This is a genomic window from Caldicellulosiruptor diazotrophicus (genome assembly GCF_017347585.1).
Classification (GTDB): domain Bacteria; phylum Bacillota; class Thermoanaerobacteria; order Caldicellulosiruptorales; family Caldicellulosiruptoraceae; genus Caldicellulosiruptor; species Caldicellulosiruptor diazotrophicus.
Map to the genome: position 1 here is coordinate 638658 of NZ_AP024480.1, position 26001 is coordinate 664658.

30 protein-coding genes, 5 tRNA genes and 2 pseudogenes are annotated in these 26001 nt (G+C 34.9%); 20 read left to right on the top strand and 17 right to left on the bottom strand.

The window, feature by feature from the left end:
• Positions 1-9: 9 nt before the first annotated feature.
• Positions 10-1590 (top strand): ABC transporter substrate-binding protein, encoded by a 1581-nt coding sequence (locus tag CaldiYA01_RS02790; protein WP_207181132.1) that lies wholly within the window; start codon positions 10-12, stop codon positions 1588-1590.
• 75 nt (positions 1591-1665) lie between these two features.
• On the opposite strand, the gene CaldiYA01_RS02795 is transcribed toward CaldiYA01_RS02790, so the two are convergent.
• A tRNA-Trp gene (locus CaldiYA01_RS02795) sits at positions 1666-1741 on the bottom strand.
• A gap of 188 nt (positions 1742-1929) precedes the next feature.
• Between CaldiYA01_RS02795 and CaldiYA01_RS02800 the strand changes: the two genes are divergently transcribed.
• Positions 1930-3324: an alpha-glucosidase/alpha-galactosidase gene (locus CaldiYA01_RS02800; RefSeq protein WP_207181134.1), complete on the top strand. Its 1395-nt coding sequence runs from the start codon at positions 1930-1932 to the stop codon at positions 3322-3324.
• A 454-nt stretch (positions 3325-3778) separates the two neighbouring features.
• On the top strand, positions 3779-4360 hold the full coding sequence (locus CaldiYA01_RS02805; protein WP_207181135.1) for a Uma2 family endonuclease: 582 nt from the start codon (positions 3779-3781) through the stop codon (positions 4358-4360).
• Positions 4361-4584: 224 nt separating this feature from the next.
• Here CaldiYA01_RS02805 and CaldiYA01_RS12540 read toward each other — a convergent pair.
• Positions 4585-5002: pseudogene (locus tag CaldiYA01_RS12540) on the bottom strand (type II toxin-antitoxin system HicB family antitoxin).
• A 7-nt stretch (positions 5003-5009) separates the two neighbouring features.
• Positions 5010-5219 carry a type II toxin-antitoxin system HicA family toxin gene (locus CaldiYA01_RS02815; protein ID WP_207181137.1) on the bottom strand — a complete coding sequence of 70 codons (210 nt, stop codon included), beginning with the start codon at positions 5217-5219 and terminating at the stop codon, positions 5010-5012.
• Between the two features lie 1391 nt (positions 5220-6610).
• Between CaldiYA01_RS02815 and CaldiYA01_RS02820 the strand changes: the two genes are divergently transcribed.
• Positions 6611-6793, top strand: coding sequence for a type II toxin-antitoxin system HicA family toxin (locus CaldiYA01_RS02820; protein ID WP_207181139.1), 183 nt, complete (start codon positions 6611-6613; stop codon positions 6791-6793).
• A gap of 22 nt (positions 6794-6815) precedes the next feature.
• The gene (locus tag CaldiYA01_RS02825) at positions 6816-7232 is read left to right on the top strand and encodes a type II toxin-antitoxin system HicB family antitoxin (RefSeq protein WP_207181141.1); all 417 of its coding nucleotides are present in this window, start codon (positions 6816-6818) and stop codon (positions 7230-7232) included.
• Between the two features lie 14 nt (positions 7233-7246).
• Here CaldiYA01_RS02825 and CaldiYA01_RS02830 read toward each other — a convergent pair whose 3' ends face one another.
• Positions 7247-8179 carry a sigma-70 family RNA polymerase sigma factor gene (locus tag CaldiYA01_RS02830; RefSeq protein ID WP_207181142.1) on the bottom strand — a complete coding sequence of 311 codons (933 nt, stop codon included), beginning with the start codon at positions 8177-8179 and terminating at the stop codon, positions 7247-7249.
• A gap of 30 nt (positions 8180-8209) precedes the next feature.
• Complete coding sequence (locus CaldiYA01_RS12400; RefSeq protein WP_256970511.1) at positions 8210-8338, bottom strand: hypothetical protein; 129 nt, start codon at positions 8336-8338, stop codon at positions 8210-8212.
• A 213-nt stretch (positions 8339-8551) separates the two neighbouring features.
• On the opposite strand from CaldiYA01_RS12400, the pseudogene CaldiYA01_RS02835 reads away from it, so the two are divergent.
• Positions 8552-9641 (top strand): annotated as a pseudogene (locus tag CaldiYA01_RS02835) (IS481 family transposase); the annotation flags it as partial.
• A 192-nt stretch (positions 9642-9833) separates the two neighbouring features.
• On the opposite strand, the gene CaldiYA01_RS02840 reads toward CaldiYA01_RS02835, so the two are convergent.
• Complete coding sequence (locus tag CaldiYA01_RS02840; RefSeq protein ID WP_207181144.1) at positions 9834-10052, bottom strand: helix-turn-helix domain-containing protein; 219 nt, start codon at positions 10050-10052, stop codon at positions 9834-9836.
• Positions 10053-10217: 165 nt separating this feature from the next.
• Here CaldiYA01_RS02840 and CaldiYA01_RS02845 point away from each other — a divergent pair, with 165 nt between their 5' ends.
• Together CaldiYA01_RS02845 and CaldiYA01_RS02850 are read left to right on the top strand one after the other, a co-directional pair.
• Positions 10218-11021 (top strand): helix-turn-helix domain-containing protein, encoded by an 804-nt coding sequence (locus tag CaldiYA01_RS02845; protein WP_207181146.1) that lies wholly within the window; start codon positions 10218-10220, stop codon positions 11019-11021.
• Positions 11002-11583, top strand: coding sequence for a Uma2 family endonuclease (locus tag CaldiYA01_RS02850; RefSeq protein ID WP_207181148.1), 582 nt, complete (start codon positions 11002-11004; stop codon positions 11581-11583). Before CaldiYA01_RS02845 ends, CaldiYA01_RS02850 begins: the two co-directional genes overlap by 20 nt.
• A gap of 47 nt (positions 11584-11630) precedes the next feature.
• On the opposite strand, the gene CaldiYA01_RS02855 is transcribed toward CaldiYA01_RS02850, so the two are convergent.
• Positions 11631-11707 (bottom strand) — tRNA-Arg (locus tag CaldiYA01_RS02855).
• A 68-nt stretch (positions 11708-11775) separates the two neighbouring features.
• Positions 11776-11863, bottom strand: a tRNA-Leu gene (locus tag CaldiYA01_RS02860).
• A 257-nt stretch (positions 11864-12120) separates the two neighbouring features.
• On the opposite strand from CaldiYA01_RS02860, the gene CaldiYA01_RS02865 reads away from it, so the two are divergent.
• Positions 12121-13017 (top strand): hypothetical protein, encoded by an 897-nt coding sequence (locus CaldiYA01_RS02865; RefSeq protein ID WP_207181150.1) that lies wholly within the window; start codon positions 12121-12123, stop codon positions 13015-13017.
• Between the two features lie 43 nt (positions 13018-13060).
• Here CaldiYA01_RS02865 and CaldiYA01_RS02870 read toward each other — a convergent pair whose 3' ends face one another.
• Positions 13061-13282: an FmdB family zinc ribbon protein gene (locus CaldiYA01_RS02870; RefSeq protein WP_207181152.1), complete on the bottom strand. Its 222-nt coding sequence runs from the start codon at positions 13280-13282 to the stop codon at positions 13061-13063.
• A gap of 93 nt (positions 13283-13375) precedes the next feature.
• On the bottom strand, positions 13376-13894 hold the full coding sequence (locus CaldiYA01_RS02875; protein WP_207181153.1) for a ferritin: 519 nt from the start codon (positions 13892-13894) through the stop codon (positions 13376-13378).
• A gap of 312 nt (positions 13895-14206) precedes the next feature.
• Between CaldiYA01_RS02875 and CaldiYA01_RS02880 the strand changes: the two genes are divergently transcribed.
• The 7 genes from CaldiYA01_RS02880 (at position 14207) to CaldiYA01_RS02910 (ending at position 18463) form a co-directional block, all read left to right on the top strand.
• Positions 14207-15046 (top strand): Rossmann-like and DUF2520 domain-containing protein, encoded by an 840-nt coding sequence (locus tag CaldiYA01_RS02880; protein WP_207181156.1) that lies wholly within the window; start codon positions 14207-14209, stop codon positions 15044-15046.
• Between the two features lie 4 nt (positions 15047-15050).
• Positions 15051-15845, top strand: coding sequence for a 3-methyl-2-oxobutanoate hydroxymethyltransferase (gene panB, locus CaldiYA01_RS02885; RefSeq protein ID WP_207181158.1), 795 nt, complete (start codon positions 15051-15053; stop codon positions 15843-15845).
• Positions 15845-16693, top strand: coding sequence for a pantoate--beta-alanine ligase (panC, locus tag CaldiYA01_RS02890; protein ID WP_207181160.1), 849 nt, complete (start codon positions 15845-15847; stop codon positions 16691-16693). The genes panB and panC overlap by 1 nt, the downstream gene beginning before the upstream one ends.
• Positions 16694-16698: 5 nt before the next feature.
• Complete coding sequence (gene panD, locus CaldiYA01_RS02895) at positions 16699-17085, top strand: aspartate 1-decarboxylase (RefSeq protein WP_207181167.1); 387 nt, start codon at positions 16699-16701, stop codon at positions 17083-17085.
• A 125-nt stretch (positions 17086-17210) separates the two neighbouring features.
• A complete protein-coding gene (locus tag CaldiYA01_RS02900) occupies positions 17211-17876 on the top strand; it encodes a L,D-transpeptidase family protein (RefSeq protein WP_207181169.1) in 666 nt (221 codons plus the stop codon).
• A gap of 83 nt (positions 17877-17959) precedes the next feature.
• Positions 17960-18160, top strand: a complete 201-nt coding sequence (locus tag CaldiYA01_RS02905; protein ID WP_013402742.1) for a hypothetical protein — start codon at positions 17960-17962, stop codon at positions 18158-18160.
• Positions 18161-18181: 21 nt separating this feature from the next.
• Positions 18182-18463: a spore coat protein gene (locus CaldiYA01_RS02910; protein WP_013402743.1), complete on the top strand. Its 282-nt coding sequence runs from the start codon at positions 18182-18184 to the stop codon at positions 18461-18463.
• A 48-nt stretch (positions 18464-18511) separates the two neighbouring features.
• On the opposite strand, the gene CaldiYA01_RS02915 is transcribed toward CaldiYA01_RS02910, so the two are convergent.
• The gene (locus CaldiYA01_RS02915; protein WP_207181171.1) at positions 18512-19135 is read right to left on the bottom strand and encodes a GNAT family N-acetyltransferase; all 624 of its coding nucleotides are present in this window, start codon (positions 19133-19135) and stop codon (positions 18512-18514) included.
• 243 nt (positions 19136-19378) lie between these two features.
• Between CaldiYA01_RS02915 and CaldiYA01_RS02920 the strand changes: the two genes are divergently transcribed.
• Positions 19379-19453, top strand: a tRNA-Asn gene (locus CaldiYA01_RS02920).
• Positions 19454-19463: 10 nt separating this feature from the next.
• A tRNA-Ile gene (locus CaldiYA01_RS02925) sits at positions 19464-19539 on the top strand.
• Positions 19540-19586: 47 nt separating this feature from the next.
• Here the strand turns inward: CaldiYA01_RS02925 and CaldiYA01_RS02930 are convergent.
• Both CaldiYA01_RS02930 and CaldiYA01_RS02935 read right to left on the bottom strand, forming a co-directional pair.
• On the bottom strand, positions 19587-20150 hold the full coding sequence (locus tag CaldiYA01_RS02930; RefSeq protein WP_207181173.1) for a DUF4364 family protein: 564 nt from the start codon (positions 20148-20150) through the stop codon (positions 19587-19589).
• A gap of 91 nt (positions 20151-20241) precedes the next feature.
• The gene (locus CaldiYA01_RS02935; protein WP_207181174.1) at positions 20242-20640 is read right to left on the bottom strand and encodes a nucleoside triphosphate pyrophosphohydrolase family protein; all 399 of its coding nucleotides are present in this window, start codon (positions 20638-20640) and stop codon (positions 20242-20244) included.
• Between the two features lie 148 nt (positions 20641-20788).
• Between CaldiYA01_RS02935 and CaldiYA01_RS02940 the strand changes: the two genes are divergently transcribed.
• Positions 20789-21595 (top strand): sugar phosphate isomerase/epimerase family protein, encoded by an 807-nt coding sequence (locus CaldiYA01_RS02940; protein ID WP_207181177.1) that lies wholly within the window; start codon positions 20789-20791, stop codon positions 21593-21595.
• 54 nt (positions 21596-21649) lie between these two features.
• Here CaldiYA01_RS02940 and CaldiYA01_RS02945 read toward each other — a convergent pair whose 3' ends face one another.
• From CaldiYA01_RS02945 to CaldiYA01_RS02960, 4 genes are all read right to left on the bottom strand, one after another.
• A complete protein-coding gene (locus tag CaldiYA01_RS02945) occupies positions 21650-22879 on the bottom strand; it encodes an aspartate kinase (protein ID WP_207181178.1) in 1230 nt (409 codons plus the stop codon).
• A 92-nt stretch (positions 22880-22971) separates the two neighbouring features.
• The gene (thrB, locus tag CaldiYA01_RS02950; protein ID WP_207181180.1) at positions 22972-23895 is read right to left on the bottom strand and encodes a homoserine kinase; all 924 of its coding nucleotides are present in this window, start codon (positions 23893-23895) and stop codon (positions 22972-22974) included.
• A 29-nt stretch (positions 23896-23924) separates the two neighbouring features.
• A complete protein-coding gene (locus tag CaldiYA01_RS02955) occupies positions 23925-25181 on the bottom strand; it encodes a homoserine dehydrogenase (RefSeq protein ID WP_207181182.1) in 1257 nt (418 codons plus the stop codon).
• A 29-nt stretch (positions 25182-25210) separates the two neighbouring features.
• A complete protein-coding gene (locus tag CaldiYA01_RS02960; RefSeq protein WP_013402750.1) occupies positions 25211-25663 on the bottom strand; it encodes an ACT domain-containing protein in 453 nt (150 codons plus the stop codon).
• Positions 25664-25792: 129 nt separating this feature from the next.
• On the opposite strand from CaldiYA01_RS02960, the gene CaldiYA01_RS02965 reads away from it, so the two are divergent.
• Positions 25793-25987: a CLC_0170 family protein gene (locus CaldiYA01_RS02965; RefSeq protein WP_207181184.1), complete on the top strand. Its 195-nt coding sequence runs from the start codon at positions 25793-25795 to the stop codon at positions 25985-25987.
• Positions 25988-26001: the final 14 nt, after the last annotated feature.

A 26001-nucleotide genomic window follows, 5' to 3' on the forward strand; every position in this document is an offset into this window, starting at 1 on the left:
GATAGAAAGATGAAAGGTAAAAAAATATTTGTGATTTTTCTGACAGTTGCTTTTTTGATATCTATTTCGACTTTAGGATTTTCATTTGGAAAAGCAGCTACATCTAAAAAGCTAATTACAATTACTACTCATACGACTTCGAGTCAACCACCAGCAGTTACAGATTTATATAAAAAGAAATTGAGAGAAAAATTTGGCATTGATTTAAAAACAATATATATTCCTCAAAGTGACTATGTTACAAAAATGTCTTTGCTTTTTGCAAGTAATATGGCACCGGACTGGATACGTGCTTTAAGGCCTGAGTATAATTTGAATGAGTGGATTGCAGCAGGATATTTAATTGGTTTTACTCAGGACGAAATAAAAAAGAAATGGCCGAACTACTTAAAGATATGGACAAAGGAAGAGTGGGATTACCTCTATAAAATAGTACGTTATAGTGATGGTAAAGTATATTCTTTCCATGGAAGACGTATAGCTCCAGTGGATATGGCTTTTTTATACAGAAAAGAGATATTTGATAGATATAATTTAAAGTTTCCAACCACAGTTGATGAGTTTTATAAAACATGTATATTCTTAAGACAAAAAACAGGTAAAGTTGTTTATCTACACGCAAATGCAGTTTCTGGTAATTTGAGTCTTTGGGCTTTTACAGGGATATTCTTAATGTATGGTTTGCCTGAACTTGCACCAAGACAGATTTCTTATGTAGACCCACTTACCAAGAAATTTGTTCCGTTTGCGTTCAATCAAAATAATTACCGGCAAGCACTGATTTTGATAAACAAACTTTACAAAGCTGGTTGCATATGGAAGGAATATGCAACAGCAACTCGTGACCAGTTGGATAAGTTCAGAACACAAGGGCAAGGAATAATTATGTGGGCATATCCAGCGAATATAGGAACTTACAATAATTTGTATAGAAATACAGATAAAGACACAAACTGGGTATGGTCTAAGGATGTACCAACAGCATATCCTGGTAAGGCATACTTTTTCAAGAGAAATCCTTTACATTTTGCAGATGGTCATGGGTTTAATTCAAGCATCAGCAAAGAAAAGTTAGATAGGCTTCTTGAATATTTGAACTGGGCACTGAGTGAAGAAGGGCAGATATTCCATACTTACGGGGAATATGGTGTTACTTATAAAAAAGAAGGAAACAAATACGTATATATGAGCCATATTCAAACTCCAACCAATCCCGCGGGTAAGTATAGCTTACAAGACTATGGATTTCCATTTGCGGCACCGAACGGTTTTATGGTGGCATATCCTCAGGCTGTAGAAACATATGCACCTATTTATGCAGAACTTGCAAAAACTTTTTTGAATAGACCAAAGTATTACTATATTAGGGAAGAACCCATGATGTATACAAAAGAAGAAATGGCAGAAAGAGCAGAGTTAGAATCGAATATCATGGCGGTTGTAGATGAATATTGCATGAAGTTTGTAACAGGTCAGTTAGACCCAAGTAATAACAAAGATTGGCAACAATATCTGAATGTTCTCAATAAAGTTGGTCTACAACGCTTGATAACAATTAGGATAAATGCGTACAATAGAGCTAAGAAGTAAGAAATACAAAAAACAATAAAGGGGCTGTTTGAAATACAGCCCCTTCTTTTTTCTTATTTTCAACGGTATAAAAAATGGCAGGGGCGGAGGGACTCGAACCCCCAGCCAACGGTTTTGGAGACCGCTACTCTACCAATTGAGCTACGCCCCTACACTTATTTTATTATAAGGGAAGAGATGTAGAATTGTCAATATCTTTTTAGGATGCACTTTTGAAAAGTCAAGGAAAAAACCAGATATAATAGGAATAAATGATATTTAAAGATAATAATAGTTTGGTTTTGAGTGAGATTTGTGATATAATTTATTTGAAATTCACAATTATTATAGGAGGGAGTAATGTTGAATACCACATCAGAACAACAGAAACAAATCAATATAGCATACATTGGTGGGGGTTCACGCGGCTGGGCATGGAGGTTGATGACTGATTTAGCTTTAGAGAAGGATTTGAGTGGTACTGTAAGACTTTACGACATTGATTTTGAAGCTGCTAAGACAAATGAAGTAATAGGCAATAAGCTTTCAAGCAAGCCTGAGGTAGTAGGGAAGTGGAAATATGTTGCTGTAGAGAGCTTAGATGAAGCTTTATATGGTGCAGATTTTGTTATCATTTCGATTTTGCCTGGGACTTTTGAAGAGATGTATTCGGATGTCCATGTTCCTGAGAAATATGGTATATACCAGTCTGTAGGTGACACAACAGGACCAGGAGGTCTTATCAGAGGACTTAGGACTGTTCCTATGTATGTTGAATTTGCAGAAGCTATAAAGAGAAATTGTCCAGATGCTTGGGTTATCAATTACACAAATCCAATGGCTATATGCTTAAAAGCCCTATATGAGGTATTTCCTAAAATAAAAGCTTTTGGCTGCTGTCATGAAGTTTTTGGTACACAAAAGCTTTTGACAGAGGTTGTAAGAGAATTTTTAGGAGAAGAAAGAGAAATCTCAAGAAGAGAAATTAAGGTAAATGTTCTTGGTATAAATCATTTTACTTGGTTTGACAAAGCATCATACAAAACTTATGATTTATTCCCTCTTTACAAAGAATTCGTGAACAAATACTATGAAGAAGGTTTTGAAAAAACAAAAGGATTGTGGGAAAAAGATTATTTTGCTTCTGCAAATAGAGTAAAGTTTGATTTGTTTAAACGCTTTGGACTTATTGCTGCAGCAGGTGATAGACACTTGGCTGAATTTGTTCCTTACATTTATCTTACAGACAAAGCGACAGTTTATAAATGGAAATTCAACTTAACACCTGTCGAATGGAGAATTAAACACAGAGAAGAGTTGATTAAACTTAGTAAAGAATATGCATCTGACCAAAAAGAAGTTCCATTGAATCCTTCTGGAGAAGAAGGAGTTATGCAGATGAAAGCTATTTTAGGTTTGGATACGTTGGTGACAAACGTGAATTTGCCCAATATGGGTCAAATACCAAACCTTCCGATGGGTGCTATAGTTGAGACAAATGCAGTATTCACACATGATGACGTCAGACCAGTTTGTGCAGGAAAGCTGCCTTCAGATTTGGCAAGCATAATGACAAGGCATATCAGCAATCAAGAGCTTATAGTTAAAGCTGCTTTAGAAAAGGATTTGAACCTTGCAAAAAGAGCATTCTTGAATGACCCTGCAGTTGAAAGACTACCGCAGAACAAAGCTGAGCAGCTTTTTGAGGAGATGATAAGTAACACTAAAAAGTATTTGGCATATTTAGGCTTGTAAGGATTACAACAATTTCAAAAATAACCATCGGGGGCTTGTTAGGTGTCTCATAACCGGCCCCTTTGTTGTTGTACTATATTTGAATTTGAAATTTTAATTTAATGATATTAATGTTTCGTTATTAGCTTTACTTTGTCATAACTCTTCAAATCTGAGAAATCGACAAAAAAGTTTCACTTATATTTATTTAGTAGTATAATGTACAAAAAGGAACCATTATCATTGGAATCCCTTGTCAACTTGTTAGCTTTGCAAAGCTCGTTAGGGATTCAAAAATTTAGGAAATATATTGAATTAATTACACAAAGACTTGAAGTTGCAGATGGTTTGGTAGATTCTTTAGAGACTCTTGTATTTGATTTGTTAAAAAAATTTAGTAAGTTTATTAGATTTATTTTACCAGTACAGTTTATTACAGAAACTTGAAAAGAATACAACAAAGAAGGTGATTTAGATGGAAGAAAGAATACCTAAGGTTTACACTTATGCAGACTATCTTGGGTTTCCAGAGGACGCAAGGGTAGAACTTATTGATGGTGTCATTTATGATATGAGCCCTGCACCTTCAAGGGTACACCAGAAGATTATCTTTGAATTGACTTTGATTTTTGGAAATTATATTAAACAAAATAAAAAACCTTGTGAACTTTACACAGCCCCGTTTGATGTTGTCCTTGTAGAGGAAGGACAGGATGAAAGCAAAGCAATAAACGTTGTCCAGCCCGACATATCAATCATATGCAATAAGAAAAAACTCACTGAAAGAGGCTGCGTTGGAGCTCCTGAGATGATAATTGAGGTTGTGTCAGAATATAATCCATCTCACGACTATGTAAGAAAGCTAAACCTGTATAATCAGTTTAAAGTCAAAGAGTATTGGATTGTCAATCCCAACAACCAAATAATTTTGATATATAGACTCAAAGACAATGAAGATTACTTGCCGCCAGAAGTTTACACATTCAATGATAAAGTCAAAGTTGGTATATTTGAAGACCTTATAATAGACTTTGCACAAATCAAAGAGGTGTTATAAAATGCCTACCAAACATTATTCCAAACCTCAAACCCCTTGAAAACAAATGGCGCGCCCAGGAGGACTCGAACCCCCAACCCTCAGATCCGTAGATTGACGGGATATCTTTTTACAAACTTTAACAAATCGTATAACGCTTGATACATCTTAATTACAAGGATTTGAGAATTTATTTCAAGTCGTTAAAAATCACGTTTTTTTATTTCGGTAGCTGTAGTGAAATTTTAGTTGCGGTTGTAGTCATTTATTCCTAATTTTTCTTTTAGTGCTTCTTGAAGCACTTGAGAAAAATTTATGTTATTCTTTTCTGCTAATATGTTTAACCACTGAGGGATTGTTAAAGTCTTTTTTACTGCTTTATTGTCCATCTTATGCCGAACAAGAGGCATCCATACTTCAATCAACATTGGAATTTGATTTTGTCCAAAGTTTTAAGTTGTTCACAGGTGTTGGCTCGGGTATTGATTCATTATCTTTTTCCATACTCCAAAGATATAGTCCTAATACTTCTTTTGCGTTTTTTACTGCTTCATCTAAGGTATCAGCACATGAAATACAACCGGGCAGGTCGGGAAATTCAATTGTTATTCCGTCATCATCAAAAGTAAAAATGGCAGGAAAGATATAAGTATCTCTATTCATTTCTTTTTCACTCCCCAATATCTTCAATTTTAATTCCAGCTTGTTTTAAAATCCTTTTAACTGTTCTTATTGGCAAATTCTTTTTGGGATGAGGTACTGTGACTTTTCCTTTTTTGCTTGGATGTTTAAATTGATAGTGGTCTCCTTTAACCGCCTCTAAGTACCATCCATCAGCTATTAGTATTTTTATAATCTCTCGTGAAGAATAAGCTTTCATTCAACTTATCTTTTCATCATTATTTTAATACGTGTCAATAATTTGTTAATTTAATCCTCAAGTTTTACCAAATTTAAAACCTTAACAAACCTTAAGTTTTACTAAGTAGCTTTTTCTCAAGATTCTGGAGTTCAAACTCAAGCCTGCAAAGAACAGACAGGCTCCAAAAAACATTGAAAACTTGCGGTCACATATGCAAACCCCAGCGCGCTGGTCCTGATTGAAAAGCTGCAGAGATTTACAATGCCCTACCATTTTAAAATGACTTTCCAAGTTAGGAAGTCACCATTTTAGGACTCAAAATTTAAAGTTTTATGTTGCTCTTTTTTAGGGACTCCGAAATCTTCGAATAGTTTATAGGGTGTCGTGAATTTCGACGCCCTATATTTAGGATGTTCCAAGTTAGAATACCCTTTGTAGAGTGTTCTCCAAAGGTTAGCATTTGCTAGCATGTCAAAGCATACAAATTTCGTCGGCTTGGCAGAAAACAGACAACGAATTTCATCGGCTGTTAAACTTGAATAACTGCCATTTTGAGATGTGCCAAGGTTGATAAGCTTTAAAGAGAGGTCAAAGCTGTAGCTTAGTTTGACATTTCTTAACACAAGACAGCATTTACAAAATAATTTGACACTTCTTGACAATTTAAAACTGTTAACCTGTTAACCTGTTAATCTTTTCTTGCTGGTTGTTAAGCTTGTTACACTTTGACCGCTGCGGTCAAAATCAGCTCTGTTAATTTGTCAACCTGTCATGCTAAACTTTGCATTTGACACGTTTGACAACCTTCTCAAAGCATTTTAAAAGCTTCTACAACACGCAAAAGAGACGAGAGGGATAAAAGTACGACCTGGCACTCAGATATGGCTTATAAGCCACAGTAAAAATGGAAATGCAGTCAATGTTTGTGATGCAGTAATTTGCTGCACCCTTGCAAGGCACCACAAAATAGGGTACACCTCACCAAATGTCACATCCTTAAAGTCCTAAATACCTTCCACGTTAGAGTTTACAACGCTTTGCTGGTCTTTAGAGGGTGGTTAAAATGTGTCAAAATGGGACATTTCCTTTTGTAATCTTACAAAAGTTTTTGCTTATCATATTTAAATATTTTAGTCATTTTGCATTTGCTGATTTATTTGTTTTTAAGCAATTTTAAAATTATTTTAGACTTTTTAAGCCAAAATACAAAACTTTGTTTGTTTTTAGCCCTTTTTGTTTAACCCCCCTCGTGTGCGTGGGGAGTGCAGGTTTTTGAAGCTGGGCCCTCTGGTCTCAAAGGATTTTGTTTTTCGGTCAAAGTGGGGGGATATACAAAAATTGTTCGTGGAAAATATTATTGACACGTGTCAAAAACACGTGTTAAAATAGTTTTGTGAGGTGGAGATGTATTGAAACCAAAAGAATTGATAAAAATACTTAAAGAAGATGGCTGGTATGAGGTAAGGCAGAGAGGTTCACATAAGCAATTTAGACATCCTGTTAAAAAAGGATTAGTTACAATTCCATTCCACAATAAAGACCTTGACATAAAAACACTCAATAGCATTCTCAAGCAGGCAGGATTAAAATAAATTGAGCAAGGGGGAAAGAATAATGAAAGATAAGTATATTTTCCCAGCTATATTTGAACCGGCAGAAAAAGAAGGCTACGTTGTTACATTTCCAGACTTACCCGGTTGTATAACAGAAGGTAAAAATCTTGAAGAAGCTTTATACATGGCAAAAGAAGCTTTGGAGCTGCACATCTATGGTTTAGAAGAAGATGGAGAAAAAATACCTGAACCTACACCACCAGAAAAATTGAATGTTTCAAGAGGTGCTTTTGTAGTTCCAATCATTGCATATATGCCACCTGTTAGGGAAGAGATAGCTAACAAAAGCGTAAATAAAACGGTGACACTTCCAAGATGGTTAAGCAGGGCAGCTGAAGAAGCACATATTAATTTTTCGCAGGTTTTGCAACAAGCTTTGAAAGAAAAACTTGGAATAAAAGAGCGAAAAAATGCATAAAAGATATTTTCAGCTTACAAAGCTAACTTTTTGACCACTCTTTTTAATTGTTCTCTGTACTTGCTGCCATACTTTTGTACCATCGAAAGATGTGAAAGACAAAATACAAAGTAATCTTTAAGAAGTCTTACATTGTAGACTGTGAGATTATCCCAGTTGCGTTCAATAAACTCTTCTACTTCCCACTTGGCAGCAAGAAGCTTCATTCTGTCCTGTTCACCTTGTTGTTTTAAGACCCTCAGCTTGTCCAACTGTGGTATTGTAGACAAAACCTCAAGCTGTTTTCTTTTCTCCTCTCTATCAATAACAGTTGCCTCAACTGGTGAATAGCCAAAATTACTACCACTTGCTATGTGCACAGCTGGGCAGGATATAAACACTGTCAAGTCGTCAAGATCTGCTTCAAACTGTTCTTGTCTCATCTTGGCTATTATCTTTCTTCTTGCTTTTTTGAACACCTTATCACTGGCAGGTGGATTCTTTCCTGTGGAGATGTAATATAAAACCTTCTCTTTTTCCTCATCAGTCAAGGTATCAAAATACCTTTGCAGCTTATCAATAGTGTCTTTTCTAATCATTTCTCTTTCAACTGAATAACCATCTGAGATTATATCTGCAACTGTAGATGTATCTTCCTCTGGTTCTTTTGATACTGGACTGTCCAAAGAGATGGCATAAGATAACTTGTATTTTGGCAAGCTTCTTTTTATCTTGCTCTCAATCACCTTGCAAGCATAGGTAGAAAAACTGCCTTTGGCAGGGTCATAGTTCTTTGCTGCAACAACAAGACCAATATACCCTTCACTGACAAGGTCATCCACTTCATAGTAATAGCCATTTGGACATGGCATAAATTTATTTGCAACATGATACACAAGCTTTAAGTTGTCGACAATTAGAAGCTGTCTCTGGGATTCTGTAAGCTGCGGTAAAGCTGTTTGCTGCATTTGTTTATTGCCACTCCTTTTATTGCAAGCTTAGTTTAAAACAGAAGGCTCATCTGGTTCATGAAGTGCTTTGATAAGTTCTCTAATACTATCTTCAATCTGCGGTTGATTTGAGTTTTTCTCATCAAGTCCAAGAGCAAGCCTCTGTCCTTTCTGCACCCTCTCAACCACCAAAGCCAGTTTTTCAAATGAACACTCGAATAGGTGTAGAGATATTTACCATAGCGAAAGAATGTGCGAAAATAGTAAGGAGAAACTCATAAAAAGAATTGAGGCTGCCTCCATCCTGACATGAATATAATTAAAAAGTGTAATATACCATTCAAAAGAAAAATCAAAAAACTACCAGGATGGGAGGACAGCCTGCTATGAATATTAACCATATCACGAAATAAGAAAATATCTCCCGAAAAAGCAAGAGAATTAGTCCGGAAAGTCTTTGTGGTGAACAACAAAAACCTATCAAAAACTGCTAAAATATTAGGTGTATCAAGACAAACTGTAAGAAGGGCAATTTACGGTCCTCTTGAGGATAAATCCAGAAAACCTAAAACTTGTCCAAGAAAACTTTCCTCTGAACTTGAAAAGCCTATTTCCCAAGAGGCTAAAAGAACAGGATTCAAGAATACATACGTCTTTCACTTTATTTGTTCAGAAAATGCGGAGTTAAAATAAGTGAAAACACGATAAAGTCAATTCTCAAAAGAAATGCTATACCAAGAAAATCAAGAAAGACAAAAAAGGGTGAAAAAGAAGTTTGTACGATTATGAAGCCCTCATTCCGTTTTCTGAATTCCAGCTTGATACAAAACATCTTTTAGATAAAGACAGTCTTCCAAAAGAAGTATATGAACACATGAAAAAATACAATCTACCGTGTTATGAATGGAACATGATAGATGTTGCAACAAGAGCAAGATCTACAGCTTACTCCTATGAACCATCATCTACTTTTGGCTTCATGTTCATATCTTTAGTTGCATTATGGTTAAGAACTCATAATGTAAGAAATCAAATAAAAATCCGATTAGATAATGGAGCAGAATTTTGTGGAGGAAGCGAAAAAAAGTTAAAGGAGTGGAATGAGATGCTGTCATTTCTTGAAGTAGAGCTTAATCCTATTCCACCTAAGGCAAAACATCTAATGGGTATAATTGAAAACTCACATAGTTCTGATGACGAGTATTTTTTGATGATTCATGCTGAAAGATGTAAAACAAAAGATGAATTTATGTTAAAAGCTCAAAGATGGCAGGATACATGGAATTTCTTCAAACCTCATAATGGTAAAGGAATGAATGGGAGGACACCATTTGAAAAATTCAATGATTCTAAAACTTTGGTTTTCTCCCATGTATTTCAATTTCCTACTTTACTTCTTGAAGACTTACTAAAGAAAGTGGAAACTTTTTATTCTCTATTCTGTAACAAATTAGGTGGTAAATATGTCTTCACCACGTGCCAAATCTTTCATAGTCTATATGCTTATCTAAATCTATATTCTTGTATTGTTTTATCATTGTTTGTTCCTCCTTTTGTTACAAAGCCACCAATACTTACAACCTCTACCATTCCTATTAAGCCATTCTGCCGATGACCGCACAGAATAGCGATTACAGAGAAGAAAGGGGATAGCCAACATGGTAAGTACCTGCTATTTATTCTGGCAAGCCTGTTCATTGACCCATTTTATAAAAGCTTCTTTGGGTATTAGAATTCGTCGCTGCCTAGCTAAGATTTTGGGAAAGTCCTTTCTGTGTACCAAAGTAAGTATTACATTGTAGCTTATTCCCAGCATTTGGGCAGCTTCTTTAATGCTTATGGTGAACTTCTCTATCTTTTCTTTTTGTGGTTGGGGATTGTAGATTTCCATCAGAATTGCCTCCTTTATGTTTCAATAATAATCAAAATAACGTTTCATTCTTCATCAATATTAATTATAATGTTTCATATAATTTTTGTCAATAAAAATGTTTCATTTTTATTTGTTCAATGTTATAATGTATTAAAAAGAAACATTATGGAGGTGATTAACTTGATGGAAGAAAATATTTTTGCTATGCGTTTAAAAGAGTTGCGTGAAAAAGCAAATTTAACTCAAAACGAATTAGCAGAAAAGCTTGGTATAGGAAGAGCTACTTTAAGTAATTATGAACTTGGCGTGAGAAAGCCAGATATTGATACTTTGCAAAAAATAGCTATGTATTTTGATGTTTCAAGCGATTATCTTCTTGGAATTTCCTCAATAAAGAAAAGAGATTTTTTAAATTCATTGGGGAAAATTACAAAAGAGGAAAACATTAAAGAACTGAAAGACTTTTTTAAGAATAAGGAAAACGTAAAAGCTTATTTTGAATATATAGTTTCATTGTTTGAACCTCTATTAAAAGTAATTTCTATTTATGAAGACGAAAAAATTTTAGTTGATAAATATGATGAAATAAAGAAAAACTTTTTAGATCTTTTTATGCCAATTTTGGATATGTTAGAGGCTTTATTAATAATTTCTTATAAAAAGAGTTATCCTTTTATACTAAACACAAATGTATTTGATGATGCGCTTTTGTTTTTAAAAGATAAAAAATCAAAATTTTTCATTTTTGATATACCAACATTGATTAACGAAACACACGAAATAGTAAAGATGTTTGTAGAACAGTTGAGTGGTAAGTCAAAAGCAATTTCAGATAATAGTTATGCACTATACAATTTTTTCTATGAAAATATTACAGATTTACAAGAAAAACTATTAATGACTGTAGGAGTACTTTGGCAAATTTCCCAAAATAAAGATTTAAAATCTATTAAAGAAGGTGAATCCAATGGAAGCCAGAATACCTAAAATATACACGTATGCAGACTATCTTCAGCTGCCACAAGACGCAAGGGTAGAGCTCATTGATGGCGTTATTTATGATATGAGCCCTGCACCTTCAAGAACACATCAGAAAATAGTGGTGGAGTTGACAACAGTAATAAATAACTATCTTAAAGCAAGTAAAAAGTTTTGCGAAATATATACAGCCCCATTTGATGTAGTCCTAATAGAGGAAGGGCAGGATGAAAAGCAAGCAACAAACGTTGTTCAGCCTGATATTTCAATTATTTGCGACAAGAGAAAGCTTACTGATAAAGGCTGTGTTGGAGTTCCTGAGATGATAATTGAGGTTGTATCTGAGAGCAATTTTTCGCATGACTATATCCGAAAACTCAATCTTTATACACAATTTAGGGTCAAAGAATACTGGATTGTCAACCCTAAGAATCAAACAATCTTGGTATATAGACTTAAAGACAATGAAGATTATCTGCCACCAGAAGCTTACACATTCAATGATAAAGTCAAAGTTGGTATCTTTGAAGACCTTATAATAGACTTTGCTCAAATAAAAGAGGTGTTATAAAATGCCTACCAAACATTATTCCAAACCTCAAAACCCTTGAAAACAACTGGCGCGCCCAGGAGGACTCGAACCCCCAACCCTCAGATCCGTAGTCTGATGCTCTATCCAATTGAGCTATGGGCGCGCATCTGCTTTTCAATTGTTAGATAAAAAATAAAGCCCTTTTTTACAGGGCCTTATTTGCTTTTTAACTGGTGCCGAGAGCGAGACTCGAACTCGCACGGGCATAACGCCCACTACCCCCTCAAAGTAGCGTGTCTGCCAATTCCACCATCTCGGCACCTCATCGACTTTGCAATATATATTATAAAGGGCACTTTTGAGTTTGTCAATAACATTTTTCAGATTTGAATCTTTTAATCTACAAATCAGAACCTTTCGAAGACTTGGTCATTGGTTGTTTTATTGTCCATAATATAATCCATTTGAACCAATAGTGGATATTTATTAAAACCTTTAACATTTGTTTTGTTAAAAAATTCAAATTTGTGGTATGATTATTATGCAAGGATAAAAACTTCTAAAAGGAGGAGGAAGATGTTCAGAGAATTTTTTAAAGACTCATTCTACTTTGCCCAAAAATATTATGCTTACATTTTCGGGTTGATTACTTTGAATATGATAATTGCAGCTGTTAGTATGATACCCCTTGCTATCCTAATTATGCTATTTGGAATGTTTTTGGGAGTAAATTTTAATAAATCATTTAATTCAGACTTTTCTACTTTTTCGGGTGCAGTTGCAGGTTTTATAGTGCTATCTTTTATACTGTTTCTCGTGTGGATGTTTTTGCTTATAGTATTTGTTCAGTATCCTTTTATAAAGACCATGATTGAAATTACGCGCGACAAGCAAATAGTCAAACGTCCATTTGAAATATACTTTCAAGCTATAAAAGAAAAGAATTTTACTGTGGGCTTGAGATTAATAGGTTTGCAGATTTTGATAATGATAATACTGCTTCCTATTGTAGTTGTTGTAGGGCTTTTAGGATTTGCAGCTACAAAAGTAGATATCGCAATTATAAAAGTTATTCTTTTTATCCTGTGCATAGTTGGTGTTATCTTTATGTTTTATGTTATGATAAGAATTTTGTATTCTCAAACTTCCTTGATTGACAAGAGATTTGGTGTTATGGAAAGTTTAAAGTTTAGTGTAGAAATTACGAATAAAAAAGTAGGATTCATTTTACTTATAATTTTGTACACAACAGGCATCAACGCAATATTACAAATTCCATTAACTGTGATAGATTTTATGGCAAAAGATTTGACAGAAACTCATATGCTCTCAGTGGGAATATTTTCTGTAATCTTAATGGTGGTTTACTTTGCTATTTTGCCATATTTGACACTTCTGCAATACCTTCCTTACAACATGCTTTTAAAAAGATGGGAAGATGAACAAAATCAAAATGTCTATGTAATGGGGTAATAAAGTAAAAATCCCAGTTCCTTTGAAAGGGACTGGGATTTATCTAACTTCCACAACAACCTCTTGAGCCTGAACAGGTGCTACAACTGCTACTTTTTGCACCGCTTCCTGCAGATAGCCCAATGTTTATTTTTGAATAATCTCTTGTGACATCATTTGATGCACATTTTGGACACCTAACTTTAAGACCGTTTGAGATTTCTGAAATGGACGTTCTTATTTCAAAAACTTCTTGGCAGCTGTTGCAAACGAATGTGTAAAACATCTCTTTGGTCACCTTCATCCAAAATTTTTGCTATCTAATATAGTATAGTGCAAAAGGACTTTAAAATCAATAGGGCTAAAAACAGGATACATCCTAATTTTCCTGCAGAATAGATGGCGGTGTGTACACTCTTGTTGAAAGTTCTTTATCCAGAAATAGAAGTCCGCTTGGGTCTTCTTTTATGAATTTCAGCTTTCTTAAAATCTTGTCCATTGTTTCTTCTTCCTCAGCTTGTTCGTTTATAAACCATTGCAAAAAATTGTGTGTAGTGAGGTCTTTTTCATCCAAAGCTGCCTTAGCAATCTCATGAATGGAAGAGGTTATAAACCGTTCATGTGAAAGTGCAAGTTCAAAAACTTCTGTAGGCGACGAATAATCTATTTTTGGTTGTTTGAGTTCTTTTAAAATTACTCTTCCGCCTATTTTGTTTATATAGTCAAATATCAATCTTGCATGGTCAAGCTCTTCTTTTGTCTGGACCATAAAAAAGTGAGCAAAACCATCTAAATTTTGTGAGGCAAAATACGCTTCCATTGCTGTATAAAAGTATGCTGAGAATAGTTCTTTGTTTAACTGTTCATTTAACATCTCAAGGATTTTTTCATTTCTCATTTGGACTGCACCTCTCATATTTTAAATTTTGATTTTCAATCATATTAATACCCTTTCAAATATAAAAAATAACACTATATTTTTTGCTAAGTTGTGGTATAATTAATTATGAAAAGATGGCATCGACAAGATTGTCGAGCCATACTTTTAAGATTCCTTAATATTTGAAAGTTTAAGATCAAAAAAATTAAAAAGCTGCCCTGATTTTTAAAGAACAGGGACTGCATATGAATTTGAAGACAAAATTTTTTCAAGCAAAGAAAAGGCAGACTCTGTTCTGCCTTTTTTAGTTTTATATGGAGGTATTTTGAAGTGAAAATAGGTTTTTATGGGGCATCTAAAGCCGGAATTTCTCTTGCGCTTTATTTCAAAGAGCATGGGCTTGAGATTACAGGGTTTTATAACAGAACCTATGAAAAAGCCACAAAAGCTTCTTCTATGACAAAAACGCAGGTATTTGAAAATCCTGAAGATCTTGTAGAGGCTTCTGATGTGATTTTTATAGCTATTTCTGATACATTTATAGAAGAAGTTTCTAAAAACCTTTATTCACCGTATTTGTCACAAAAGGTGCTCGGACACTTGTCAGGTGCGCTGACCTCTGATGCTATTAAAGCCAAGTGCAAAGGGAAATTTTCTCTTCATCCTATTCAGACTCTGAGAGGGCAGCCTGAAGATGTCCAGCTCTTAAAAAAAGCGGTATTTTCTTTAGAAGGCGATGATGAAGGTAAAAAGATTGCTAAGATAATTTTGCAGAAAATAGGGAATAAATATATAGAGCTCAAAAAAGAGGACAAAGTAGTTTATCATCTTGCAGCAACAGTTGCTTCAAATTACCTTATAGCTCTTTTGAACTTTTCATATTTGCTTTATAAAAAAATTGGACTCGAAGATGAGGTCATTTTTTCTATAATAAAGCCTCTTTCTTCTGCATCACTTGAAAATTTTTCAAAGGATAGACTTAACTGTTTGACAGGACCTGCCGCAAGAGGCGATGTTTTGACACTTCAAAAACACTATAATGCTTTGCCAGATGAAAAGAAAACTACTTTTTTAGAACTTTTAAAGCTTGCGGCAGATCTGATACTTGAAAAGGGCGATGAAGATGTCTACAAAAAACTTCAGCAATTTATAAATTATGTAAGGTGGTGAAAAAATGAACAAGGTGACAACCAAGACGCTTTTTGAAAAAAAGCAAAAGGGCGAAAAGATTACCATGCTTACTGCTTATGACTATACATTTGCAAAAATATTTGATAGCTGCTTTGTTGATATCCTGCTTGTTGGCGATTCTCTCGGTATGGTGATCCTTGGCTATGACTCTACAATTCCTGTCACAATGGATGATATGGAGCACCATGTTAAGGCAGTTAGCAGAGGGGCAAAATATTCTATGGTTGTTGCCGACATGCCGTTTTTGTCATACCACACCACAACAGAAGATGCTGTGAAAAACGCAGGAAGGTTAATTCGTGCAGGTGCTTATGCAGTCAAGATGGAAGGCTGCGACGATGTCTATGAAAAGATAGAAGCTGTCATAAAAGCCCAGATACCTGTTATGGGACATTTGGGGTTGACACCCCAGTCTGTCAACATCTTTGGTGGCTATGACCTTCGCGCAAAGGAGGAAGATGAAGCACAAAAGCTTGTGGAAGATGCTAAAAAACTTGAGAAAGCTGGGGTATTCGCAATTGTGCTTGAAAAGGTACCAGCTCATGTTGCAAGACAGGTTCAAAGAAGCGTAAAAGTACCTGTAATTGGAATAGGAGCAGGACCATACTGTGACGGTCAGGTACTTGTGTGCTATGATATGCTTGGTATGTATGAAGATTTCAAGCCAAGGTTTGTAAAAAGATATGCTGAGGTAGGGAATATAATCAAAGATGCTGTAACAAGGTACATTGAAGAGGTAAAAAAAGGAGAATTTCCAGGAAAGGAGCACAGTTACTGATGGTTGTAATAGAAAAGATTCAAGAAATGAAAGAGATTGTAAAAAGACTTAAAAAAGAAGGCAAATCAATAGGTTTTGTTCCAACAATGGGGTATCTGCACGAAGGGCATTTGAGTTTGGTAAGGCTTTCTAAACATCAAAATGATATCACTATTATGAGCATATTTGTAAATCCTATTCAGTTTGGACCTAATGAGGATTATGACAGATACCCGCGCGACTTTGAAAGAGATAAAAACCTTGCCCAAAAAGAAGGTGTTGATTATATATTTTATCCATCTGTGGAAGAGATGTATCCTAATGATTTTAAAACAGTTGTATCAGTGAAGAAAATAACAGAGATAATGTGCGGAAAGTCAAGACCAGGTCATTTTGACGGTGTTGCAACAGTCGTATTAAAGCTGTTTAACATTGTGAACCCTGACAGAGCATACTTTGGGCAAAAGGATGCTCAGCAACTTGCAGTCATAAAGCAGATGGTAAAAGACCTAAATCTTGATGTTGAAATAGTTCCATGCCCGATTGTTCGTGAGCAAGATGGTCTTGCAATGAGCTCGAGAAATGTATATCTTTCTGAAGAGGAAAGAAAATCTGCAACCATTTTGTACAGGGCTTTGAATTTGGCAAAAGAGATGATTGAAAATGGCGAAAAAGAGGTATCAAAAATAAAGAAAGCTATGGAAGAGATGATTTTAAAAGAGAAGCACACAAAGATTGACTACATTGAATTTGTAAACTATGACACGTTTGAGATAATCTCAAAGATTGAAGGAAGGGTTTTGATAGCTCTTGCCGTCTTTGTTGGAAAGGCAAGACTTATAGACAACATTGTGGTGGAGGCGAAGTAGCAAAGATGCTGATTGAAGTTTTAAAATCTAAGATTCACAGAGCAACCGTCACAGAGGCAAATCTAAATTATGTGGGGAGTATCACAATTGATGAGGAATTGATGAAAGCTGCTGGAATATTTGAAAATGAAAAGGTGCAGGTTGTGAATATAAACAACGGTGAGAGATTTGAAACTTATGTGATAAGAGGTGAAAAAGGTAGCGGAACAATTTGCCTAAACGGAGCAGCAGCTCGTCTTGTGCAAGTGGGTGATAAGATAATTATAATGGCGTACTGTCTTCTTACCATGGAAGAGTATTATAACTATAAGCCCAAAATTGTATTTGTAGATGATAAAAACAAAATTATAAGATTATCGGACACAGAGAATCAATCAGAATGTATCTGTTAAACTAATTTTAGTTTTATAAAGGTGGGGTGAAACCTAATTTCTAATCCCCACCTTTAATTTTTAATAAAATTTCTAACCTTTGCATAAACTATATCTATTGAAGTGTGAAGATTTAAATTACTAAAATGAGAAGAAAAAATTCTCTCAAGTTTATATTTTCAATTATCATTATTTTGCTACCTTTAGTAGCCATTTCAAGCATATTACACAATAATCCATATCTTATTTATGTCTCAATTGATGACAGCAAATTGTATGTATTTAAAAAAGGAATTTTATACAAGTCATACCCAATTTCACCTGGGAAACCTTCGACTCCAACTCCAGTTGGGACCTTTAAGATAATATCAAAAGACTACTGGGGTGAAGGATTTGGAGGAAGGTGGATGGGGCTAAATGTCCCATATGGCAAATATGGAATTCATGGAACAATATATGAGAGTTACATAGGAGCTCATGTAAGCAAAGGCTGTGTCAGAATGCTGAACAAGGATGTGAAGGAATTGTTTTCATATATTCCAATTGGGACAACGGTAGTGATTTCAGAAGGTATATATGGAGAATTTAGAAACGGTTTTAGAACAATATACCCTGGTGATACTGGCGAGGATGTTATGGCAGTTCAAAGAAAGCTCAAAAAACTCGGATTTTATTCAGGGAGTATCGATGGTAAGTATGGAGCAGCACTTGAATACGCAGTAAATTTATACCAAAAGAAAAATAAGCTTCCTATAACCAACAAAATTACACCTTATTTGCTAAGGAAAATGGGTTTTTATTTATTTGAATAAAAAAGACTTAAAAATTAAAAAATAATTTGTGTAGATTTTAAAGCATAAAAGTGTAAAACTTCAAAAAAGGAGGTTTGAAGAAAATGGCTAATATTACCTCAAAAGAACTTATGTTTTTAGAAGACAATATCAAAATGATGCAAAATTCTATCAACTTTATTGCAGGTGTGTCTGACCAGATTACAGATGTATCTTTAAAAAACCTGTGCCAGCAGTGTGTAAACCACTACAAAAGTGACATAAACATCCTGTCAAGATTTATTGAAAATCCAAACATTCAATAACAAAAAAAGGGAGTGATAACTATGAAGACACTTTCAGACAGGGATATTGCATTTTCGCTTTTGAACTCTTTAAAGCTTCAAGCAACAGCTTTAACAAACTTAGTTTTAGAAAGTACAAACAATGCTCTCAGAAGAGAAGCTATGTCTGTTTTAAACAGAGTTTTTGACCATCAAAAACAGATTTTTGATTTCCTCTCGCAAAAGGGCTGGTATCCTGTTGAAATGGCAAAGCAAGAAGATATTACAAAGGCTCAGAGAGATGTTCAAACAATTCAGAATAACATCCAAATGGTTTCGATGTAAAAACCTTTGTTTAAAGGGCAGGCCTATAGTTTTAAAAGGCTGCCCTTTTTATTGTTTAAAACTTTTTTTCATTACAATCCATTTGCCTTGAGGGTCTCGTGACATGCCAATTTGATGAAATCCAAATTTTTTGTATAGTCTTATCGCAGGCAGATTGTCAGGTCGAACTTCTAATTTTACTTCTTTTACTCCTTTTGACTTTAAAAATTCAAGTCCCGCCTCAACAAGCTTTGTTCCAATACTTTTTCCTCTGTAATTTTTTAACGTTCCAATAGAAAGAATTTGTGCAGAGATTTCATTTGCATATCTTGTCTGAAATCTGAAAAAGTCAAGCTTGTTAGAAAGAATTTTCCATATAGGTCTTATACCAAACCCATATAGTCCCAAAAACCATTTGATTGTCCACTTTAAAAACGAAAGAGTTAAAATTGCAGCTATCCATACCCTTTTGATGTCTCTAACAACACATATATACCCTGCAATTTTTTTATTTTCTTCATCTTCGTAGACTAAGAAACCGTGAGGTTCTGCAATGATCACCACTTTGAATATGTCTTCTATAGCAGAGTTTTTTATTTTGTTTTCAAAATAGAATTCAATGCTGTCAGAAAAAGCTTCTCTGAAAATTTGCGCTATCTGGGGAAGGTCAGAGAACTTTGCACATCTTATCATACGGCTCACCTTGCTGAAATAATAAATCTTTTTTAAATGTTTTTCTGTTGTTGTTATTTAAATTATACCCACTTTTAAAGAAAAAAGAAAGTAAAATTAAAAGCTTTGTAGGTAGTCATTTTCCAAAATGTAACAGCAAAAAATTTTTTAAAAAAGGATATTGACAAAAAGTCTTTTATAAGTATAATAAATAATGTCGACGGCGAGAGATAGAAATCGCCGAAGACAAAAAGAAAGAGAGGTTCCTCGGTAGCTCAGCGGTGGAGCATCCGGCTGTTAACCGGAGGGTCGTAGGTTCGAATCCTACCCGGGGAGCCAATTTTATTAAGGGCCTTTAGCTCAGCTGGTAGAGCGGCCGGCTCATAACCGGTTGGTCTGGGGTTCGAATCCCTAAGGGCCCACCAATTTCAAAAATAAAAGCAAGTCTTTAAAAAGACTTGCTTTTTTTGTTTCATTCTTGATTTTTTTCAGGCTCTTCATGATTACGTGCTAAATTTTCAAAAAGCAGTCTGTATACCGTCTCAGCATTTTTATTCCAATTTTTACAAATTCTTTTTGCAATTTCAACATGCGGTACGTTTACTTTTATTTCAAACAATATACTATTTCCTTCACGCAGAGAGCATATAACTATGTATTCGGTAGGGCTGAGTATTTTGTAATCAGAATAAACTTCTGTATTAAGCTTAATCTTTCTATAATTTTTCTTTATGTATTCTTCTATTTCCTCGACAGTATATTTTGGGAGTAAATCCAATAGAATATCTAAAACATCTCTACCGGTTTGTGATATTTCGATATATGTTCTAATTTCATCATCATATTTATGGATTAGCTTTTGAGCTTCAAGTTCTTTGAGATACTGCTGGTATTCAAAAAAGTTCATGTATTTTGTTGAAAGAACAAACTCGTCAACCTGCTGAATAGGAATAGGAATTTTTATTTTGCTTAAGAAGAACAAAAGAATAAGCTTGTTTTGGGCAAGGGTGTGTATTTCGTTAAATTCATCAGACATCTTTTTCCACTCCTTTTTTACTTTTAAAGCCGCCATATTTTGTTTGTTGATATGGCGGCTTGTATATTTTGTCCTTTTAAAAACTGGAATCTTATCTTAAGTTAAATTCTCCCAGTGTTTTCATTCTCTCAATTTCTTTGATTATAATATCATACAAGTTCAAATCTAAAGTATTGCAGATTGAAGCCAAATAAAATAATGTGCTTCCAATCTCTTTTTCAATCAAATCTCTGCAGTTTTCACAAAGCTGACCTTCAACATGTGTTTTGAGGTACTTTTTTGCTTCTTTCAAGCTTACATCTATAGGAATTTCCTGTTTTTTAGCGTTTATTCTTATACATCCACAGTTTGTGACTGATTTTATTATGCTTCTGTTGACACGCGCTGCTGACTCAGAAAACTTTGTTAAACTGTCAAGTATACTTTTGTTTCGTATCAAGAGGTCATCAACGACGTATTGGAAATCGTCTATAAAGATATCCTTCAACATCTTTCACTCCTAAAAAAACAACTTTAGTTTAATTATAAATTTCTTCAAAATCAAATGTCAATAGAATTTTACAAATGCCTTTTCATAACAAAAACAAAGTAGTAAAATATTAAAAACAGCATTTTTGCAAAGGAGGAAATACCATTTAATGAAGATTAGCTTTTCAACAGTAGGATGTCCTAACTTTACCTGGGATGAAATCTTAGCTGCTGCCAAAGACTTTGGATATGACGGTATTGAACTGAGAGGACTTGGAGATGAACTTGAAGTATATAAAACAGAACCTTTTACTCCTGAGAACTTGCCACTGACAAAAAAGAGGTTAAAAGAACTGAATTTGGAGATTTCATGTTTGGCAACATCATGTTATATATTCGATAAGTCTTACCAAGAAAATATATTAAAGTCTGCAAAAGCGTACATAGAACTTGCAAAGGGTCTTTCATGCAAATACATAAGGGTTTTGGGAGATAGATGGATAACACCTGGGGAGGATGTCGATAGAGAATTTGTAAAAGAGATGCTTTGCAAGCTGTGCGACATGGCAAAGGAGTATGATGTTGACATTTTAATTGAGACAAATGGCGTTTGGGCAGAGTCAAAAAGGCTTGCTGATTTGCTTGAAAAGGTGCCATATCAAAATGTTGGTGTTGTGTGGGACATTCATCATCCTTATAGGTTTTTTAATGAAGATGTTGAGAAAACTGTTAACAACTTGAAAGATTTTATAAAGCATGTTCATGTGAAAGACTCAAAAGTTGAGAATGGCAAACTTGTATTTAAGATGATAGGCGAGGGTGATGTGCCTATTGAAAAGGCGATAAATCTTCTTTTGCGGCAAGGCTATAGCGGTTATCTTTCTTTTGAGTGGGTGAAAAGATGGTTTTCTGACCTTGAAGAGCCAGGAATTGTGTTTTTGGAGTTTATCAATAGAATCAAAAAGATGATGAAATAAAAAAGAAGAGGGGACTGGTAAATTAACAACTTTGGACAGCCCCTCTTGCTTATTTTATTTACCATTACTGTTCAAAAGGTGAAGTTTGAACTTGTCATGTATAGCTCTAACAGCCTTTTCAGCATCCTTTTCGTCAATCAAGACTGATATCTTTATCTCAGATGTCGAAATCATCTCGATGTTGATACCTGCATCATAAAGAGCTTCAAACATCTTTGCAGCAACGCCTGGATTGTTGACCATTCCAGCACCAACTATAGATACCTTTGCAACATTGTCTGCATATGTTATATCCTTTGCGCCAATTACGTGCAGATTCTTTGTCAAAACATCAAGTGTCTGCTTTAAATTGCTCTTTGATACTGTAAAGGATATATCCTTTGTTTTTTCTCTCCCAATTGACTGCAAAATTATATCAACATTTATATTTTCTTTTGCCAAAAGTGAAAATATCTGAAATGCCTTGCCCGGAACATTTTCAACTCCAATCACCGCAACCCTTGCAATATCCTTGTCACACGCAACGCCGGATACTAAAAGCTTTTCCACCGAGTTTACCTCCTTTACAATTGTTCCTTCAATGTCGTTGAAAGATGACCTAACAACAAGAGGAATATTGTATTTTTTTGCAAGCTCAACAGACCTGTTATGAAGTACCTTTGCACCAAGTGTGGCAAGCTCTAACATCTCATCATAAGAAATTTCTTTGAGCTTTGAGGCGTTTGGAACAATTCTTGGGTCTGCTGTATAAACACCGTCAACATCTGTATATATTTCGCATTTGTCAGCTTTCAAAGCGGCAGCTAAAGCTACAGCTGTTGTATCAGATCCTCCACGCCCCAGCGTGGTTATATCATCATACTTATTTATTCCCTGAAAACCTGCAACAACAACTATGTTCCTTTTATCAAGCTCTCTTTGAAGCCTTTCTGTGTCAATTTCAATGATTCTTGCATTTGAATAGTGGCTGTCTGTCTTTATTCCTGCCTGCCACCCGGTTAGCGAAATAACAGGATACCCAAGCTTTTCGATTGCCATTGCCATAAGGGCAATTGAAATCTGTTCACCTGTGGAAAGAAGCATATCCATCTCTCTTTTTGAAGGATTTTCGTTTATCTCTTTTGCCTTTTCAATAAGCTCGTCTGTCGTATCGCCTTGAGCTGAGACAACAACCACAACCTTGTTTCCTTTCTCATATTCGCTAATTGCCCGCCTTGCTGCTCGAAATATTCTTTCTTTGTCTGCAACAGATGTTCCACCATACTTTTGGACAACTATTCCCAAGATATTTCCCTCCCTTGTAAAATCAATGGTCTAAAATGAAATTTAATAAGACCATTTTGATACTATTATATTACACTTTTGAGAACTTTGCTTTATCTTTTTAAACTAGTGCTCTGAACAGAAAAAACTGTTGCACCGCTATTGTCAGCTTCCAAAATCATAAAGTCCCAGTTTGCCGCAAGTTTCATGCTGGCAAGTGCATTTTTGACGTTTTGTTCAAAGATTTCATAATTCTCATCAATAAGAGCGATTATAGAAGGTCCTGCGCCAGACAAAAATGATCCTTTTGCGCCAGCTTCTAAAGACAGGTTAACAATTTTATCAAAGTCAGGAATGAGCTTTTTTCTGTATGGCTGGTGAAGCCTATCTTGTGTTGCAGCCGGTAAAAGCTCATAATTTCCTGTTGTGATTGCACTTGCAAAAAGCGTTGCTCTTCCAATGTTAAACACAGCATCTTTGAACTCAATGTATTTTGGCAGAATATTTCTTGCATATTCTGTTGATAGCTGAAAATCAGGAATAAACACTGCAAACTTGAGTCTTGCTGGCACAACAAACTTGATATAGTTTACCTTTTTATCTTCCAGTACTGCAAACACAAGCCCGCCAATCATTGCCGGTGTTGAGTTGTCCGGATGTCCTTCCATCTTTGCAGCAAGATAAATCATCTCTTCTTCAGAGAGTTTTCCGCCGCACAGTAAATTCGCAGCATAAATTCCACCTGAGATACAGGCGGCGGAAGATCCAAGCCCACGCGTCAGAGGAATTTCGTTTATAAGGTTTATCCTAAGCCCTCTGGGATACCAGCCAACTTCATCAAACACCATCTTCATAGCTCTGAACACAAGGTTGTTTTCGTCCTTTGCAATTGATGGGTCATCCGGTGATGAAGTAATTATAAGTCCTTTTTCAATCTCTTCAACTTCAATGATGTTGTAAAGCTTTAAAGCAACACCCATACAGTCAAATCCGGCACCAAGGTTTGCCGATGATGCCGGGACCTTTACAGAAATCATTTTTTCAACTTACCCCCAGACATTTTAGCTTATATGTTTTCATCGTATCTAACAATAGATAAAATCTTTTCTACAACGGGAATCTTTTCAAATTGAGAAATCTTTTCTTTAAACTCATTTTCTTTCATTTCATGTGTTACAAAAGCAAATTCGTTTGTGCCTATCGGTTTGTGTGTATTTACTATCATGCAATCATTGAATATGAGAGACACAGCGTCTTTTGCTTTTGAGTAGTCTTTATATTTCACTCTTACAAAGAACCTGCAAGATGTATTTTCAATGTCAACAACTTCAATATCCCCAGATATTGCCCACGTGTAGACATAAGATTTATCTATATGTTTTACAATATCTATGATGTCACCAACAACAGCACTTGCTGTTGGAAGCTTTCCAGCACCTTGACCATAAAACATCACATCGCCAATTGCGTCCCCTTTTACTAAAATTGCATTGAACACGTCGTCCACGTTTGCAAATGGACTTTTGTAAGGTATCATAAGAGGCGAAACTCTTGCAAATACTCTTTTGTCGTCAATCTTTTTGCTCATTGCAATGAGCTTTATTGTACAGCCAAGCTCTTCAGCATACTCCATATCCTCTTTTGTTATTTTGGATATTCCTTCTGTATATATGTTTTCATAGTTTACATAATGAGAGTATGCAATAGATGACAGAATTGCAATCTTTCTACATGCGTCATGACCCTCTATATCATTGCTCGGATTTCTTTCTGCGTATCCTCTTTCTTGAGCTTCTTTTAGAGCATCTTCAAACGAAAGCGAATACTTTTTCATCTGAGTCAAAATATAGTTTGTCGTTCCATTTAAAATTCCTGCAATCTCTGTAATTTGGTTTCCTGCCAAGCAATTTTGAAGAGGTCTTATAATGGGTATTCCGCCACCAACACTTGCTTCAAAGAAATAGTTTATATTATTCTCTTTTGCAATCTTCAAAAGTTCTGGGCCGTGTTTGGCAACAAGTTCCTTGTTGGATGTTACAACGTGTTTTCCATTCAAAAGTAGCTTTTTTGTATAAGTGTATGCAGGTTCAAGCCCGCCTATTGTCTCAACAACTATTGAAATTTCGGGGTCGTTCAATATAATATCAAAATCTTTTATCATCAAATCTTTTGCGGGATGGTCAGGAAAATCACGAATGTCAAGAATGTATTTTACCGATATTTCTTCCCCTGCTCTTTTTGCAATTGACGATGCATTTTTTGTCAAAACTTCCCATACACCTGAACCAACAACACCAAACCCCATTATTGCAACCTTTGCCAACTCTTTTTCCCTCCTTTTTCAAAACCTTTTTAGTACTCTTCTCTTCCCAAAATCTCAATCTTTTTAACACCATCAACCTTTTCAATTTCAAGGATCAAATCTTTAACAGACTTTGTCATCCCCGATGTTCTGATAGAAATTGAAACTGTTGCAATCCCACCAAGAGGGATGTTTTGATTGATTGTAAGAATGTTGGCATTTGTCTCAGAAATAATGTTTAATATCTTTGACAAAATCCCGGGGATATCTTTTAAAACAAGAGCAAGAGTTATAATCTTACCACGGGAGCTTTCAAAAAAGGGGAATATACAGTCTTTGTATTTATAAAAAGCACTTCTTGAAATACCTACCATCTTTACAGCTTCGTTTACAGCTTTCACTTCACCCTTTTCTAATAACTCTTTTGCTTTGACAACTTTCAAAAAAACTTCTGGAAGAACACTTTCTTCGACTATATAGTACGTGGCATCTTTCTTTAGCATAACTACTGTTCACCTGTAAAAGACAAATGTTTTTATGGAATGGATTTTAGCATATGTTTTTAAAAAATTCAAGTATAAAAATAAAAATTCTATTGCATATTAACTTGTAGAAAGGAGAATATGGATAAGATGATAAAGCTTTCAGATATAATAACAAAATATAGCATTTTGATGTTTGTGCTCAGCGGAATCTTGATACTTTTGCTTGACTTAAAAGAGTTGAAATCAAAAAATCTCCAAAGAGAAATCAAACTTGCAAAAATAACAGCAGTAATTTTGATAACCATCGGAATTTTAATGTTTATAGTAAGAGTTTTTATCTGAAAGTGGTGAAAGTA